The following is a 16,015-nucleotide window of genomic DNA, read 5'->3' on the forward strand; positions in this document are numbered from 1 at the left end:
ACCCTGCCCGCATGCCTGAATTTACACGAATCGGCGTCGCGAAAACCGGGCCGGACGCAAGGTCTGTCCCTGCACTACAAACTGTTTCCCGAGCCGTACTCTTCCCCGCGCAGGAACACCCGGCGGATCAGCGGCGTCTGATAGGCATACGAGAAGAACTCGACGGAAGGCATCGGTTTGGTTATGAAAAAGTTGGCTACCTTACCTAAAGTAATGCTTCCGTATTCGCGGCTCAATCCCATGGCATAGGCCCCGTTGAGCGTCGCGGCGTTGATCGCCTCCGCAGGAGTCATCTTCATGCGGATCGAGGCCAGCGAAACCACCATGCGCATGTTGCCCGAGGGCGACGATCCGGGATTATAGTCCGAAGCCAGCGCCACGCCCAGCCCAGCCCCGATCATCGCGCGCGCCGGGGGATAGCTCATGCCCAGGAAGAAAGCCGCTCCCGGAAGCAGCGTCGGCATGGTCACCGCGCCGTGCAGGGCGCCGATCTCCTCGTCCCCCATGCGTTCGAGGTGGTCGACCGACAGGGCGTTGTACTCCACGCCCACCTGCACGCCGCCCGAAACGGCCAGTTCGTTGGCGTGGATTTTAGCCCGCAGTCCCAACCGACGTCCGGCCTTGAGGATGCGGGCCGTCTCTTCGACGGTAAAGAATCCCTCGTCACAGAAAACGTCGACAAAATCGGCCAATCCTTCGGCCGCCACGGCGGGCAGCATCTCGTTGCACACCAGGTCGACGTACTCCCCCTGCCGGCCGCGGTAGGCGCGCGCCACGGCATGCGCCCCGAGGAACGTGGCGCGAACCTCCAGCGGCGACGTTTCGCGGATGCGGCGGATTACGCGCAGCATCTTCAGTTCGTCTTCGGTCGTAAGGCCGTAACCGCTTTTGATCTCTACGCAGCCCGTACCCATCGCTGCAATCTCCCGCACGCGCTCCATCGCCTGTGCGTAGAGTTCGTCCTCCGAAGTTTCGTGCAGCAGGTCGGCGGAGTTGAGAATACCCCCGCCCCGCCGGGCGATCTCTTCGTAGCTCAGGCCGTTGATCTTGTCGAGAAACTCCTGTTCGCGACTTCCGGCATAAACCAGGTGGGTGTGCGAATCACAGAACGACGGAAAGAGCATGCCCCCTTGTGCATCGACGACTTCGTCGGCGGCAATGTCACCCAGTTCGTCCATGCGTCCGAATGCGGCAAAACGACCGTTGTCGGCCAGCAGCCACGCATCCGCAAGCGTGTCGAGCGTATTCATCTCGGCGCCGCAGACCCGCATACGGCCTGTCGACTCGATGCCGACGATGCGGGCGATGTTCTTTACCAGTAATTTCATAGGCTTTGCAGGAATCGGACCGAGGCTTCGATATGGGGATACATCACCTCGTCGTTATCGATAAAGGGGACCTGTTGGCGGTAATCGGCCAGAATTTGCTCCAATACGGGCGACGTGTGCGCCGGACGGCGGAACTCGATGGCCTGCGCGGCGTTGAACAGTTCGATCGCCAGCACCCGTTCGGTGTTGCAGACCACCCGCCAGAGTTTCGTGGCGGCATTCGAACCCATGCTTACATGGTCCTCCTGCCCCTGCGACGAAGGGATCGAATCGACCGAAGCGGGCATGCAAAGCCCTTTGGACTGGCTCACGATCGAAGCCGCGGTGTACTGCGGAATCATGAAGCCGCTGTTCAGCCCGGGATTCGCCACGAGGAATTTCGGCAGTTCCCGGGCCCCGGAGATCAGTTTATAGGTGCGGCGTTCGGAGATATTGGCCAGTTCGGCCAAGGCAATGGCCAGGAAATCCATCACCAGGGCAATCGGCTGGCCGTGGAAATTACCCGCCGAGACGACCATGTCCTCCTCGGGGAAAACCGTCGGGTTGTCCGTCGTAGAGTTGATTTCGGTGGTCAGCACGCTCTCGACATAGTCGATCGTGTCCTTTGAAGCCCCGTGAACCTGCGGCATACAGCGGAACGAATAGGGGTCCTGCACATGGTGCTTGACCCGGCCGATCAGTTCGCTGCCTTCGAGCAACCGCCGGATATTGCGGGCCGTCGTGAGCTGTCCTTTGTGGGCGCGGATCAGGTGGACCTCGTCGCAGAAAGGCTCGATGCGGCCATCGAACGCATCGAGCGACAGCGCTCCGATACGGTCGGCCCATTCGCTCAGGCGGCGGGCATTGATCAGCGACCAGACGCCGTAGGCGCTCATGAACTGCGTACCGTTCAGCAGCGCAAGCCCCTCTTTCGACTGCAACCGGATCGGTTCCAGCCCCAGCTCGGACAGCACCCCGGCCGAGGGGCGCACTTCGCCCTTGTATTCCACCTCGCCCAACCCCAGCAGCGGCAGGCTCATGTGGGCCAGCGGCGCGAGATCGCCCGAAGCACCCAAGGAGCCCTGCTGGTAAACCACAGGCAGTATGTCGCGGTTGAAAAACTCTACGAGGCGCTCCACCGTCGCCAACTGCACCCCCGAATGGCCATACGAAAGCGACTGGATTTTCAGCAGCAGGATCAGCTTCACGATCTGCGAGGGGACACGTTCCCCGGTTCCGCAGGCATGCGACATCACGAGATTCTGTTGCAGGAGCGACAATTCGTCGCGGCCCACCGAAATGTCGCACAGCGACCCGAATCCCGTCGTGATTCCGTAGATCGGCCGCTCGGTGTTCTCCATCTTGCGGTCGAGGTATTCGCGGCAGCGGACGATGCGCATGCGGGCATCGTCGCTCAGCGCGAGCGGCAGGCGGCGTTCCAGGATTTCGCGGATACGCCCGACGCAAAGGTGTTCCGCAGTGATATGGTGATGTTCCATTTGAAGTAATCGGAATTTAATTAGTCAACTATTTATACCGCTCATCATCCCGGAGGACCTTACTCGCCGCCTGATCATTCAGCGCATTTCGCACCACATCCTCGTCGGCGAAACTGGGGAGTGTAACCCGCAATCCGGGCGTGCGGTCCATTTCGCGGCGGATGGCCTCGACGGCCCCTTCGTTGCGGGCCCAACTGCGGCGGGCGATGCCGTTGTTGACATCCCACAGCAGCATTTCGCGGATATGGCGGTCCGACTCCTCCGAACCGTCGATCACCATGCCGAAACCGCCGTTGACGACCTCGCCCCAGCCTACGCCGCCGCCGTTGTGGATCGAAACCCACGTAGCGCCGCGGAACGAGTCGCCGATGACGTTCTGCACGGCCATATCTGCCGTCAGGCACGAGCCGTCGTAGATGTTCGAGGTCTCGCGGTAAGGCGAGTCGGTTCCCGAAACGTCATGGTGGTCGCGCCCCAACACCACGGGAGCCGTAATGCGCCCGTCGGCAATGGCACGGTTGAAGGCCTCGGCGATCTTCGTGCGGCCCTCGCAGTCAGCATAGAGGATGCGGGCCTGCGAACCCACGACCAGCCTGTTACGCCCGGCCTCGCGAATCCAGTGGATGTTGTCGTCCAACTGCCCCCGAATATCCCCGGGAGCCGTCTTCCGAATCTCTTCCAACACTTCGGCGGCCAGCGAATCGGTCGTTTCGAGGTCCTCGGGAAGCCCCGAGGTACAAACCCAGCGGAACGGCCCGAAGCCGTAGTCGAAGAACATCGGCCCCATAATATCCTGCACATAAGAAGGATAGCGGAAACGTCCGCCCTCGCCCATCACCGCCGCCCCGGCGCGCGAGGCTTCCAGCAGGAAGGCATTGCCGTAGTCGAAGAAATACATTCCCTTGGCGGTCAGCTTGTTGATGGCGTCCACCTGCCGCCGCAGTGACTCCTGCACGCATTCACGGAAGCGCCCGGGTTCCTCGGCCATCATCTTGTTCGAAGCCTCGCAGCTCAGCCCGACAGGATAATAACCGCCTGCCCAGGGGTTGTGGAGCGAAGTCTGGTCCGAGCCCAGATCGACGGCGATCTCTTCCGCAGCCAACCGTTCCCAGAGGTCCACAACATTGCCCACATAAGCCAGCGATACGACCTCTTTTGCCTTGACAGCCTGCCGGATACGGGGAATCAGTTCATCCAATGCTTCATGCAGTTCGTCGACCCACCCCTGCTCGTAGCGTTTCTGCGCCGCCTTGGGGTTGACCTCGGCAATAACGCTCACCACTCCCGAAATGTTACCCGCCTTGGGCTGGGCTCCCGACATACCGCCGAGGCCCGACGAGACGAACAGCATCCCGCGCGTATCGGTGCGCCCCACCGTGAAGCGTTTGCGCGCGGCGTTCATCACCGTGATCGTCGTGCCATGGACGATGCCCTGCGGCCCGATATACATATACGATCCGGCGGTCATCTGCCCATACTGCGACACTCCGAGGGCGTTGAGCCGCTCCCAGTCGTCGGGCTTCGAGTAGTTGGGGATCACCATGCCGTTGGTCACCACCACGCGCGGGGCGTCGGGGTGCGACGGGAACAACCCCAGCGGATGCCCCGAGTACATCACCAGCGTCTGGCGGTCGGTCATCTCCGACAAATACTGCATTGCGAGGCGGTATTGCGCCCAGTTCTGGAACACCGCGCCGTTGCCGCCGTAGGTGATCAGCTCGTGGGGATGCTGGGCGACCTTCGGGTCGAGGTTGTTCTGGATCATCAGCATGATGGCCGCCGCCTGCCGGCAGCGGGCGGGATACTCGCCGATGGGCCGCGCATACATCTCGTAATCGGGACGCAGGCGGTACATATAGATACGGCCGTATTTGCGCAACTCCTCGGCGAACTCCTTCGCCAGAACGGCGTGGTGCTTGACGGGGAAGTAACGCAGGGCGTTTTTCAAGGCCAGCACCTTCTCTTCGTCCGAAAGGATATCCTTGCGCTTGGGCGCATGGTTGATCTGCCGGTCATAGGGTTTCGCGGCGGGCAGCCGGTCGGGAATACCCGCGCGTATGTCATTCTGGAATTCTTCGCGTGTCATATCATCCGATTTTCTGTTCGACGATCTTCAGTATTTCGGCCTCCTCGCGCCGGGCTTCGGTCGCCAGGGCATCCGCCTCGGCGACGAGCGCGTCGGCCTTCGTGCGGTCCTTCAGCCCCGCGGCGTTGATCTTCACATTGAGACAAGCTCCCAGCACGGCGCTGCGGGCCGCCAGCGCGCCCACTCCCGCGTCGGAGACCGAATTGGGATTGCCCTCCGAGGCCATCGCACGCACGATTTCGAAAACCCGCGACGCGGCCTTCATCGTTCGCAGCGGAACCTCGGTGGCATAGAGCGTCGCCTGTTGCAGGGCCGCACTGCGCGCCGCCTTCTCCTCGTCGGTCGATTTGGGCATGGCAAAGACCGCCATAATGCGGTTGAACGCCGCGGTGTCTTCATCCACGAGGTGCAGGAGTTCCGCGAGGACGGCCTGTCCCTTTTCGGCCCAGTCGGAAAACTCTTCCCAGCGGTCGTCCCAGCCCGCCTTGTGCGACGAGAGGTTGGCGACCATCGTGCCGAGGGCCGCGCCCAGCGCACCCATATAAGCCGCAATCGAGCCGCCGCCAGGAGCGGGCGATTCGCTCGCCGTCTCCAAGGCGAACGATTTGCAAGTCATATCGATAAGCCGCTTTTGTTCAACCTCCGCTTCAAGCAGGTATTCGATAACCTTTTCGGCCGGATCGAACGGTTTCAGATCGTCGAGCCCCATCGACTTGACGGCGATGCGGACGATCTCCTCCTCGGCGATACCCGTCGAGCGGTGCTGTTTGCGGAGGTAGTATTTGCCCGCCTCGATAAGGGCGCGCTTCGGAACCAGGCCCACGATCTCAGTCCCCGTAACACGCACGCCGCGGGCGTCGGCCTTACGGCACACCTCGTCGAAAGCGACGTGCAGGGGCGTCGCGGCCAGGTCGGTGATGTTCATCGAAACCTGCGCGATGCCGTACTCCTCGATAAACCACCCGATCGCTTTCGTGGCCGGAAGCGTCCCGGGCTGCATCAGGGGATTGCCGGCGGCATCCTTCACCACCCTGCCCGTGATCGGGTTGCCCTCGCGGACGGGACGGCCCTTCTCGCGCACGTCGAAAGCAATAGCGTTGGCACGGCGCGTGGAGGTGGTGTTCAGGTTGAAATTGACAGCAATCAGAAAATCGCGGGCCCCGACAGTCGTGGCGCCCGTACGGGCTATGCCCTCGTCGAAGGGACGGGCCCCGAAATCAGGCGCAGACTCCTTGCAGGCCAGTTTTTCGGGCAGGGCCTCGTATTCCCCGGCACGGCAGACGGCCAGGTTTTTCCGCTCGGGCCGAAAGGCCGCGGCCTCGTAGGCGTAGGTCGGAATCCGCAGCTCGTCGGCAATGCGCCGGGCCAGCCCGCGCGCCAGGTCGGCGCACTCTTCGAGCGTAATGCCCGCAATCGGGATCAGCGGCAGCACGTCGGTAGCCCCCATGCGGGGATGCGCCCCCTTGTGGCGGCGCATGTCAATCAGTTCGGCGGCTCGCTTCACCCCTGCGAAAGCGGCCTCGACAACCGCTTCCGGTTCGCCGACGAAGGTTACGACCGTACGATTGGTCGCCTCGCCGGGGTCTACGTCGAGCAATTTGACGCCTCCGGAGGCCTTGATGGCTGCGGTGATTTGCCGAATTACGGTTTTATCGCGCCCCTCGCTGAAATTGGGGACGCACTCGATGATTCGTTTGGACATAGGATCGGCTCTTTAAAATTCTTATACTTCCAAAGATAGAAAATAATCGGGATAATTCCGATAAATTCGTAACAAAACAGGCAGTTTTCGCGAAAAACAGAAAGGTCCGGCGCAACAATGCGCCGGACCGGGATTGCAGCCGGACGGGGACGGGAGGCATTCCGCAAACGGACATGTCCCGCCCCCGGAAGCGAAGATTACCTGCCGAGGGTCAGCACCACCCCGCCCGTGCACCAGAAGCCCGGCAGGGGAATACCGCCGATATCGCAGTAGCGCGTATCGGTGATGTTCGTTGTGTCGACATAGAGGCGGCAGATGCCCTTTTCCCATTGCAGGCGTCCGTCGAGCAGGAAATAGGGCTTGTAGTCGCGGTCCTCGCTAAGGGACGCATTGCCCGGCTCGGGATAATGCGTATAGCTGCCGTTGCGGTCGTAGACCGAACCGGTCAGCGCTAGCGACATCCGGCGCAGGAAACGCACCTCCACGGCCAGCGCCGCCTTATGGCGCATGAAATCCATGGCGCTTTTGGCGATGATGTCTGCATTCCGGTCGGTCGTAATATAGCCGTAGAAAAGTGTGATGCGGCGCAGGAAACCCGTCGCTGCGGTGTAACCGCCCGCGAGTTCGACGCCGTAGGTATCGAGGCGGCTCGACTGTTCGGAATGCCATTTGCCGTCCATGTCTTCGCGCCGGACCCAGTCGATGATGTCGCGTCCGGCACGGTAGTAAGCCTGCGCCGAAACGTTCCAGCAACGCTTGAGGTAATCAGCCCCGAAACGATAAGTAACAGCATGTTCCGGTCCCAGATCGAGATTGTTGATCTGGGCCGGGGAAGTGTAGTAGAGGTCCGTGAAGGTCGGCAGGCGCATTGACTGCCACGCCCCGGCTTCGACGCGCAGCCCGGCCGCAGGGACATAGCCCGCCGAAAGGCTCCACAGGGCCGAAGTGCCGTAAGGCGTGAGGCTCACGCCCGCGGAAGCCGCCGCGTCGAAACGCCGCCACTGTTTCGTGTGCCGCAGCCAGAGATTGCCCGTATGGCGCGCTTTGGCATGGGTGTAGTGCCCCTCGGGACGCCGCAATTTCTCGCCGAGGTTGGTACTGTAAATATGATTGAAAGCGTAATCGCCTCCCAGCGAGGTCGTTCCTGCCGCCCAGCCGCAGTCGGCCCAGAACTTCGCCCCGGCATTATCGGTGTTGTGGCGGTTCATGGCCGTGCCGCGGGTCCAGTCGTAGCGGTCGAAGTTCTTGCGGTAACTCGCCGCAGTCCCGAAGGAGAACCGCCCCGCGGTTTTCAGCCACCGCAGCGACGCCAGCGCCGTTGCGGTATGCTCCCACTGGTCGGGATTGTAGGCGGCGTAAAAGCCGTTGGAGCCGAAATCGCGGTCCTGCCACCCGGCCTGCAAGTCGAAAAAACCGGCCCGCCCGCCGTCGCAGGTCGCCCGCACGAAGGCATTGTAGTTGGAGAAATCGGTATTGTGCCGGTAGCCGTCGCTGCGGCGGTACGAGGCCGCACCGAGCACCGAGAAACGGCCCGAGGTCACCGCACCCGAAAGGTTCGTATAGGCGTAGCCGTACTGGCCGCCCGAGCCTTCGAAACGCAGATAAGTCGGGCGCAGCGGCGCGGTACGGATGTTTACCGCTCCGGCATAAGCCCCGACGCCGGGCACACCGTCGATCAGTTCCACGGACGAGATGCAGTCGAGATCGACCGGCAGCGCGTGGGACTGATGCCCGGTGCGGGCGTCCGTAAAATCAATACCGTTGAGAAGGACCATGGTCTGGTCGAAAGAGCCTCCCCGGATGAAGATGTCGGCCTGCGTCCCCTTGCCTCCGCGTTCGCGGACATCGACCGAAGGCGCAAGGCGCAGGGCGGCTTCCAGAGTCTGGACAGGCGCCGGGGCCTGGGCTTTCCGGTCGAAAAGCGGGGTGTGCGACTGGGCGTTGCGCGCGGGAGCCGCCTGGCTCCCTGTAATGCCGACCTCCCGGATCCGCAATGTCCTGAGGACAGCGGCCGTGTCGGCACTCTGCGCGGACGCACCTTGCGTCGCCAGCAGCAGGATCGACATCCCGACAGAGAGAACCCCGATGGTCACGTAGCGCCGAAGGCTCGCAAAGACCGACCAGCCCTTACGGTTCCAGCGCCTGAAGCAGGGGTACTGCTTTGCTTGGATGTTTTCCATGTGTTTAAATTTGGATTAAGAATAAAAAAACAGCGTCTGAACCAGGGTCCGGCTGCAAGTCCTCCCTCATTCAAACGCGGCAAAGGTAACAAAAAAAACGGGCCTGTACAGCCCGTTTTCGGTAAATTGCGACCGCAACACACCGGAAATAACCGGCGAGCGACGATCTATCTTTCAATCCGGCGCAGCCACTCGGGATACTTTTTCAGCACCTTATTGCCCCACGTGCCGTACCACGAGTAGCCCACACGCCGTTCGGCAGGGACTTCGCGCAGGTCGTAGACCTTCACCCCCTCGCGCGTGGCGAAGAAAGGACGGTTATCGGCCAGTTCGCTGTAACGCGGCCACATCGGGGCGGCCCCGGGATCGTCGACCACCACGCGGTCCCTCTTGATCTTCCGGTCCTCCTCCAGCCCTTCGGGCACGGAGACCGTTACGACCTTTTTACCCGTGATTTTCGTACGGTCGAACCACGCGGCGGCGGCTTTGACCGCTTCGACGACCTCGGGCGAAGGTTTTTTGATACGCATGAGCAGCATCGTGATGTCGGCACTCTCGCCGGCCGACAGCGCAGGGAGTTCATAGGCCCGGGCCTTGACGGGCTGCAGCGTCTCATGGTCGTACTGCTGGGCCCAGACGGTCCGGACGCCGTCCTGCACCCACTGGGTTTTCAGAATCAGCTCGATTCCCCGATCCCACGAAGCACGGATGCGGGATTTCAGGGAGTCGTCGACCCACGCATAAAGGGATTTTCCGGAGAGCACCTCGTTCCACGTCGAAAGCACGCCGTAGATGATGCCGTCGTTGAACGTCACGGCGTCGGCGTCCCAGCCCCGCCAGCCGCCGTTGGGATACTGCGCCGCAAGCATGTATTCCATACCCCGGCGGGCTGAATTGCGGAAGAGGGTATCCCCGGTCAGCGCATAGACGTTCGAGAGGTATTCGACCTGCGTGTAGACATTGGCGTTGTCGAGCGTCGAAAGGCGGTGGCGCGGCTTGAGGGCGGCCTTCACCGAATCGGGATCGAGCCTGGCCAGCATGTCGAGATTCTTGGGCCAGCCGCCGTCGGCGTTCTGGTAAGCGACGATGTTGCCGGCGATCTCACGGAACTGATCGGGCTTATAACGCTCGTAAGCCTGCGCGCCGTGCTCCTTGTTCCAATGGTTTACGGCATCGGCGAAACGCCCCGTAGGAACAGGCTGCTGAGCGCCTGCGGAAAAGGTGACTAACGACACGGCTAAAGCAATGATTGTCTTTTTCATAAGCCCGGTTATTTAACAAATCAGTTGAACAGCGCTTCGACTTTCTCCACGACATCGTTTTCGTCGGGGACAAGCGGGAAGACATGGCTCGGTTTGAGATACCACAGCTCCTTGCCCTCCTTGAAATGCTCCTCGCCGCCGCCCGTGATGTTGAGCATGACGGTAGCGTCTTTCTCGATCTTGCCCGCAGCGACCGCATTGACGAGCGAAGCCAGCGCGACGCCCGCCGCCGAGTAGATGTCGACGCCTTCGAGTTCGTGGAACAGTTTGCGGGCCTTGCGGGCCATGGCGTTCGTAGCCACGAAAACCTCGCCGCCGGTAGCTTTCAGGGCATCGAACAGACCGCCCGTGATACTGTAAGGGGGACGGCGGTTCGAGAGCACCTTGGCGTCGATAATCTCCGCATCGCGGCGCGCCTTATCGTCGTCGTAGTGCAGCAATTTGCGCGAATCGGCCTGCCAGGCGTCGTACATCGGAACGAACGGAGCGTTCTGCGACACCATCAGTTTCATCGTATTCTGCCCGAAACGGCCGTCCTCCACGAGACGCATATTGGCCTCCCAGGCGGCGATAGCGCCCGTGCCGCTGCCCACGGCCTGAAAATAGTAGTCGGGAATGCGGCCGATGGTCGTCACGGCAGAAAGCACCGTGCAGGCCATGCCGTCGCGGCGTGCGATGTTCTTGGCGCCGCCCTCGGCGTAGAAACCGGGGCCTTTCAGTGCGATGTCGCTCAGGTTGATGGCATCGAAATAGTCGCCGCCCTTCTCGCAGGAAATGAGTTTCACGCAGGGGTTCAGCGGCTCGTCGAACCACAGGGCCCCGATATTGTCGAAGGGAACCGAAAGCAGCAGTTTGATGTTGTTATCCGAGCAGACCTTGGCGAAGGCACGGGCGGTATTTCCGGCCGAAGCCACCACCAGCACGCGCTGTTCGTCGGCAGCGGCACGGCCGCAGACGCTGTAAGCCTCGGTCTCCTTGAACGAACAGGTCGACATCGTCGCGCCGATGGCCGGATAGTAGCCGTTGAAGGTGATCCAGAGGTTTTCCAGCCCGAGATGTCCGGCAAGTCCCTTGCTCTTATAGGTCACGGGAGCCGACGAACCTTTGAGGATGCGTCGCACGGGCATCCAGTCCGAGAAACGGTACAGACCCCAGTCGGCAGGTTTCACGTCGATCTGCTTGCGGGCGTATTTGGCGCGGACAAGCGACGGTTCTTTGCACTGCGGGTCGGCAAGCATCCAGCCGGCGTCTTCGAATTCGCGGCCCGTGGCAACGCATTCCAGCGTGTAAGGTGTAGGTGTAAAATCTTTCATGAAAAGGTTTGGGATATCTTTGTATAGTTGTTTACGACATGCGGTTTTTGAAATCCTCGTAGCCGAATTCGCGGATGATGTCCGCGCGGCCGTCGCGGCGCACGATGACGATGGCGGGATGGTGAACGCCGTTGAACATCGTAGTCTTGACCATCGTGTAGTGGATCATGTCTTCGAAAACGATGCGCTCCCCTACTTTCAGGTCATGATCGAAAGCCCAGTCGCCGTAGTAATCGCCCGCAAGGCAGCTCGTACCGCCCATGCGCCAGCGTTTTTCACCCTCAGCAGGCTCGTGCGCGCCGACGATAGCAGGTTTGTAGGGCATTTCGAGACAGTCGGGCATGTGGCAGGCGAACGACACGTCGAGCATAGCCGTCGTCACCCCGCCGTTCTCGACGATGTCCTCGACGGTCGAAACCAGATAGCCCGTGCGCCACGTGAAGGCACTGCCGGGTTCGAGGATCAGCCGCAGGTTCGGGTGGCGGGACTTGAAACCGCGGAGCAGGGCGATCAGGCAGTCGCAGTCGTATTCGGCATGCGTCATCAGGTGGCCGCCGCCCATATTGAGCCACTTTACCCGATCGAGCAGATGTCCGAAATGCTTCTCGACGGCCTCCAGGGCCAGCCGCAGGTGCTCGGGGCGCGATTCGCAGAGGACATGGAAATGAAGTCCTTCGATACCTTCCGGAAGGCCGCCGTACGCCGCCAACTGCTCGGCCGTGACGCCCAGCCGCGAGCCGGGAACGCAGGGGTTGTAGAGGTCCGTTTCGACAGGCGAATACTGCGGGTTGATCCTCAGGCCGCACGAAATGCCGTTGATAAGGGCCTTCTGGCCGAAGCGCTCGAACTGAGATACGGAATTAAAAGTGATATGGTCGCTGCAACGCAGGATTTCGTCGATATTGGAGTCCGTGTAGACCGGGGCGTAGGTATGGGCGGGACGCCCGAACTCCTCGAAAACGAGGCGCGCCTCGGCGGCGGAACTTGCAGTCGCACCGTCGGAATGCTTCGCCAACTCGGGAAAAATGCTCCACATGGCGCAGGCCTTCAGGGCGACAATAATTTCCGCACCGGATTCCCGGCGCACACGGCCGATAGTCGCCAGGTTCCGGTCCAACAATTCCTCGTCGAGGACGTAGCACGGTGAAGGCAGTTTCAGAAAGTCAATCATCGAATTGTTTTTAGCTCAAAACAGTTGCAAAAATAGCAAAATCATTGCGAATAACAGCCCTGCGTGGGCTGGTTTTTGGGAGAAATACGCATTTATACTTACACGCAGACCGCGCAAAACGGCAAAGGCCGCAGGTTTGTCCCTTAACAGAGCAGAGCGCGGACGGGACGTATTTAAACGCTCCATTCGCGCCCTGCGAAAGCAAGTGCAGAAATGCCCTATAAAACCGGAGAACTACACTTCGAGGTTCACATCGAACAACTCGTGCCACGGCAAACCCTGTTCGCCCAGTTCGGCGAGGAAAGGATCGGGATCGAACTCCTCGACATTGAACACCCCGGCGCCGCGCCACAGCCCCTTGGCCCACATCGAAGCGCCCAGCGCCGCGGGAACGCCCGTCGTGAACGAAACGGCCTGCGTGCCGGTCTCCTTGAAAGCCTGTTCGTGGTCGCAGTTATTATAGATGTAGTACGTGCGCTCCTTGCCGTCCTTGAGGCCCTTGATGCGGCAGCCGATCGAGGTCTGGCCGTGATAGTTGGCGCCCAGCGACTTGGGATCGGGCAAGACGGCCTTGAGGAACTGGATCGGGACGATCTCGACGCCGTTGTAGATGATCGGGTCGATACGCGCCATGCCGATGTTCTGGATCACACGCAAGTGCGTGAGGTACTCCTGGCCGAAAGTCATCCAGAAGCGCGCCCGCTTGATCGTAGGATAGTTCTTCACGAGCGACTCCAGCTCCTCGTGGTAAATGACGTACGACTCGCGCTCGCCGATACCGGGGTAATTGAGCGGCCGGTGAATCTGGTGCGGCTCGGTCACGACCCACTGGCCGTTCTCGTAGTAGCGGCCCTTCTGGGTCACCTCGCGGATATTGATTTCGGGATTGAAGTTCGTAGCGAAGGCCATGCCGTGGTTGCCGGCATTGCAGTCGACGATATCGAGGTAGTGGATCTCGTCGAAATGGTGTTTGGCGGCATAGGCTGTGAAGATGGCCGTCACGCCCGGGTCGAAACCGCAGCCGAGGATGGCCGTAAGGCCTGCAGCCTTGAAGCGGTCCTGATAGGCCCACTGCCACGAATATTCGAAATGCGCCTCGTCTTTCGGCTCGTAGTTGGCCGTGTCGAGGTAGTTGCAGCCGCATTCGAGACAGGCGTCCATGATCGTCAGATCCTGATACGGAAGCGCTACGTTGACCACGATGTCGGGTTTGAACGAGCGGAACAACTCGCACAACTGCGGCACGTTGTCGGCATCGACCTCGGCGGTCTTCACGCGGTTGCCGCCGATAGCTGCCGCCACGGCATCGCATTTGGATTTGGTACGGCTGGCCAGCATCACGTCCGTAAAGACGGGATTGGCTGCAATTTTCTGCGTCACCACCGTTCCGACGCCTCCTGCACCGATTATTAGCGCTTTACACATAGAATTATTCAGTTTTAAAAGTTTAAATTCATTTTAATGCCTACAAAAATATCTTTTTATTTCGGCAAATCAAAATCCGCGCATCAAATTTCCCGCCCCATCACGTCCGGGCCTGCCGCAAGCAGGAAAATGATTCGCCCGCCGAAAGCAGGAACAGCTAATCGGAAAGAGAAAAAACACACTTTTGCGCAAAAATTGCAGGTCGGGTGTTGCATATTAAAAATAAATCCGTACATTTGCACCACCAAAACGGAAGCGATTCCCATTTTGGTATCGGAGATTCCGTAGCTCAGCTGGTAGAGCACAACACTTTTAATGTTGGGGTCCTGGGTTCGAGCCCCAGCGGGATCACAAAAAAGGAAGGTTAACACCTTCCTTTTTTCGTTTTCGGGAGGGAGAGGCAAAGTCCCTCCAGCGGGTTCCCGCACGTCTGCCGCGTCAGGTTAACGCCCCTCGGAAAGCAGGTCGATGTACTCCCACTCCCGACCACCGGCACGCTTTAGTTTCGGGGGATCGCTGCAACATTGACCGATCACCGAACTACTTATATTGTATTTGGCGGCGGCTTCCCGAAGCGTATCGAATACCTCTCCGGTAGTGATACACCTTACCTTCCTGCTCTGATCATGGGTTCTGCGTGTTTTATTCGAACATCTCGGACAGCCGGTCCTGTCCGACTTCGACACAAGATGGATCGGAGAAACAAGCCATTCATATCCGCATGCTTTACATCTTATCGTTACCTTGGTTTTCATGTTGATGTATTTTGTCAGTGGAATCATGCCGGGTTGCAATAAGTTTAATCTTTCAACGAATTGGTCATGCGTAAGTTGCAAAGTACCGGTACATTTGCGGCATCCCGAGCCCCGGCGTAAAGTAGTCGGCGCCACAGACCATTCATGGTTGCAGACCTTACACCGCACTTTGATTTTATCGTTGGCTTTCGTATATTCGCCGATAACTTCAATTTTATCATTGATCCCGGCCAACTCCGCCTTGAATTCTTCGGTGGTTATCCGCCTTGAATCTTTTTTAGCGCATCTTTTGATCTTCTCCCATTCGCTTATATCGAGATTTGAATCCAGTCCGAATTCGGCAAAGAGGGTTCTTGTCATCTCGATCAGCCGATCCATATTCCGGCGGGCGGCAAGATCGCAAGGCGTCACAAGGCAATCTTCAAAAGGGACAGTCGCAGCGTCATAGTGATCATATACGGTTATAAGCCGGATTCCTCGATCCTTGCACAGCAACTGTTTTTCCAGATCCCTCGCCACCAGATTCTTGTGCCAATACCACGAACCGGGTTCTACGGCCGCCTTCAAGGCAGGGATATAGATGTCCAATTCGGCCCCTATGGCGGTCTTATCCCGCGACAGAACTTCCGATTCGCCGAGCATACGGACAAAGGCGTGGTAAATAAACTGCTCCGGAAAAGAGGTACATGCTCTGTGACAGTTAGGACAACCACGACTGTTCAAAACATCGCTCGGTTTTATTTCGTATTCATATTTGCAGACAGCGCAGCGGAGAGGTATGGATGTAGTATAGTTTATATACTTCCCGCCTTCCCTAACAACAAGATTTCGGTCGATTTTATGCAGACGTTTCAAAAATGTTTCTATTGTCAAGCGCTGAGAGGCTCCCCGGCGGGAATGTCCACATAACGGACATCCCCGGCCGCTGAGGATATGCGCAGGAGTGATATCGCATTCGTGCCCACATTTCAGAAATTTGAATCTGGTTTTTTCGAGCGCTTTCACATACGGGCCGACAATAATCACGTCATCCCTTTTGGATTTCAGGTCCTCTACGAATTCCGCGTGGGACTTCTGCATTGTCCCTCCACATTTGGGACAACCGTGTCCGCGCAATAAACTGCCTCCAATCGGCGCCCACTCCCAACCGCATACATCGCATTTCACGGCAACTCTGAAGAGGCTATTCCGATATGTTCCGAAGACAGTGATTTTGGGCTTCTGCGCTTTCAGCGCACGCACGAATTCCCTGTGGCTCATTTTCTTTACCATACTATCCGATTATGTAGTAAAAAAAGAGCCGGCAAAAGCCGAC

Annotated in this window: 11 protein-coding genes and 1 tRNA gene; 1 reads left to right on the forward strand and 11 read right to left on the reverse strand. The window is 59.4% G+C overall.

Annotated features, from left to right (window positions below):
- Positions 1-74: 74 nt before the first annotated feature.
- The 10 genes from hutI to I2E69_RS07980 all read right to left on the reverse strand — a co-directional run bounded on the left by hutI (position 75) and on the right by I2E69_RS07980 (position 14,250).
- Positions 75-1,328 carry an imidazolonepropionase gene (gene hutI / locus I2E69_RS07935; protein WP_195460570.1) on the reverse strand — a complete coding sequence of 418 codons (1,254 nt, stop codon included), beginning with the start codon at positions 1,326-1,328 and terminating at the stop codon, positions 75-77.
- Entirely contained in the window at positions 1,325-2,806 is a 1,482-nt protein-coding gene (gene hutH / locus I2E69_RS07940) for a histidine ammonia-lyase (protein ID WP_195460572.1), read from the reverse strand. The genes hutI and hutH overlap by 4 nt, the downstream gene beginning before the upstream one ends.
- Before the next feature lie 28 nt (positions 2,807-2,834).
- On the reverse strand, positions 2,835-4,892 hold the full coding sequence (locus I2E69_RS07945; RefSeq protein ID WP_195460574.1) for a urocanate hydratase: 2,058 nt from the start codon (positions 4,890-4,892) through the stop codon (positions 2,835-2,837).
- A gap of 1 nt (position 4,893) precedes the next feature.
- A complete protein-coding gene (gene ftcD / locus I2E69_RS07950; RefSeq protein ID WP_195460576.1) occupies positions 4,894-6,594 on the reverse strand; it encodes a glutamate formimidoyltransferase in 1,701 nt (566 codons plus the stop codon).
- A 197-nt stretch (positions 6,595-6,791) separates the two neighbouring features.
- Positions 6,792-8,774, reverse strand: a complete 1,983-nt coding sequence (locus I2E69_RS07955; protein ID WP_195460579.1) for a TonB-dependent receptor — start codon at positions 8,772-8,774, stop codon at positions 6,792-6,794.
- Between the two features lie 167 nt (positions 8,775-8,941).
- Positions 8,942-10,036 carry a pectate lyase gene (pelA, locus tag I2E69_RS07960; RefSeq protein ID WP_195460581.1) on the reverse strand — a complete coding sequence of 365 codons (1,095 nt, stop codon included), beginning with the start codon at positions 10,034-10,036 and terminating at the stop codon, positions 8,942-8,944.
- Positions 10,037-10,056: 20 nt separating this feature from the next.
- Complete coding sequence (locus I2E69_RS07965; RefSeq protein WP_195460583.1) at positions 10,057-11,349, reverse strand: cysteate synthase; 1,293 nt, start codon at positions 11,347-11,349, stop codon at positions 10,057-10,059.
- A gap of 31 nt (positions 11,350-11,380) precedes the next feature.
- Positions 11,381-12,520: a carboxynorspermidine decarboxylase gene (gene nspC, locus I2E69_RS07970; RefSeq protein ID WP_195460585.1), complete on the reverse strand. Its 1,140-nt coding sequence runs from the start codon at positions 12,518-12,520 to the stop codon at positions 11,381-11,383.
- 234 nt (positions 12,521-12,754) lie between these two features.
- Positions 12,755-13,945, reverse strand: coding sequence for a saccharopine dehydrogenase family protein (locus I2E69_RS07975; RefSeq protein ID WP_195460587.1), 1,191 nt, complete (start codon positions 13,943-13,945; stop codon positions 12,755-12,757).
- An 83-nt stretch (positions 13,946-14,028) separates the two neighbouring features.
- The gene (locus I2E69_RS07980) at positions 14,029-14,250 is read right to left on the reverse strand and encodes a hypothetical protein (protein ID WP_195460589.1); all 222 of its coding nucleotides are present in this window, start codon (positions 14,248-14,250) and stop codon (positions 14,029-14,031) included.
- Between I2E69_RS07980 and I2E69_RS07985 the strand changes: the two genes are divergently transcribed.
- A tRNA-Lys gene (locus tag I2E69_RS07985) sits at positions 14,224-14,296 on the forward strand. The genes I2E69_RS07980 and I2E69_RS07985 overlap by 27 nt on opposite strands.
- Positions 14,297-14,388: 92 nt before the next feature.
- On the opposite strand, the gene I2E69_RS07990 is transcribed toward I2E69_RS07985, so the two are convergent.
- The gene (locus I2E69_RS07990; RefSeq protein WP_195460591.1) at positions 14,389-15,972 is read right to left on the reverse strand and encodes a hypothetical protein; all 1,584 of its coding nucleotides are present in this window, start codon (positions 15,970-15,972) and stop codon (positions 14,389-14,391) included.
- Positions 15,973-16,015 lie beyond the last annotated feature (43 nt).

Source organism: Alistipes sp. D31t1_170403_E11 (assembly GCF_015553985.1).
Taxonomy (GTDB): Bacteria; Bacteroidota; Bacteroidia; order Bacteroidales; family Rikenellaceae; genus Alistipes; species Alistipes montrealensis.

What these genes read in the sequence shown, in the direction of transcription:
- hutI (WP_195460570.1), bottom strand. Translation starts at nt 1,328, where the DNA reads ATGAAATTACTGGTAAAGAACATCGCCCGCATCGTCGGCATCGAGTCG.
- hutH (WP_195460572.1), bottom strand. Translation starts at nt 2,806, where the DNA reads ATGGAACATCACCATATCACTGCGGAACACCTTTGCGTCGGGCGTATC.
- I2E69_RS07945 (WP_195460574.1), bottom strand. Translation starts at nt 4,892, where the DNA reads ATGACACGCGAAGAATTCCAGAATGACATACGCGCGGGTATTCCCGAC.
- ftcD (WP_195460576.1), bottom strand. Translation starts at nt 6,594, where the DNA reads ATGTCCAAACGAATCATCGAGTGCGTCCCCAATTTCAGCGAGGGGCGC.
- I2E69_RS07955 (WP_195460579.1), bottom strand. Translation starts at nt 8,774, where the DNA reads ATGGAAAACATCCAAGCAAAGCAGTACCCCTGCTTCAGGCGCTGGAAC.
- pelA (WP_195460581.1), bottom strand. Translation starts at nt 10,036, where the DNA reads ATGAAAAAGACAATCATTGCTTTAGCCGTGTCGTTAGTCACCTTTTCC.
- I2E69_RS07965 (WP_195460583.1), bottom strand. Translation starts at nt 11,349, where the DNA reads ATGAAAGATTTTACACCTACACCTTACACGCTGGAATGCGTTGCCACG.
- nspC (WP_195460585.1), bottom strand. Translation starts at nt 12,520, where the DNA reads ATGATTGACTTTCTGAAACTGCCTTCACCGTGCTACGTCCTCGACGAG.
- I2E69_RS07975 (WP_195460587.1), bottom strand. Translation starts at nt 13,945, where the DNA reads ATGTGTAAAGCGCTAATAATCGGTGCAGGAGGCGTCGGAACGGTGGTG.
- I2E69_RS07990 (WP_195460591.1), bottom strand. Translation starts at nt 15,972, where the DNA reads ATGGTAAAGAAAATGAGCCACAGGGAATTCGTGCGTGCGCTGAAAGCG.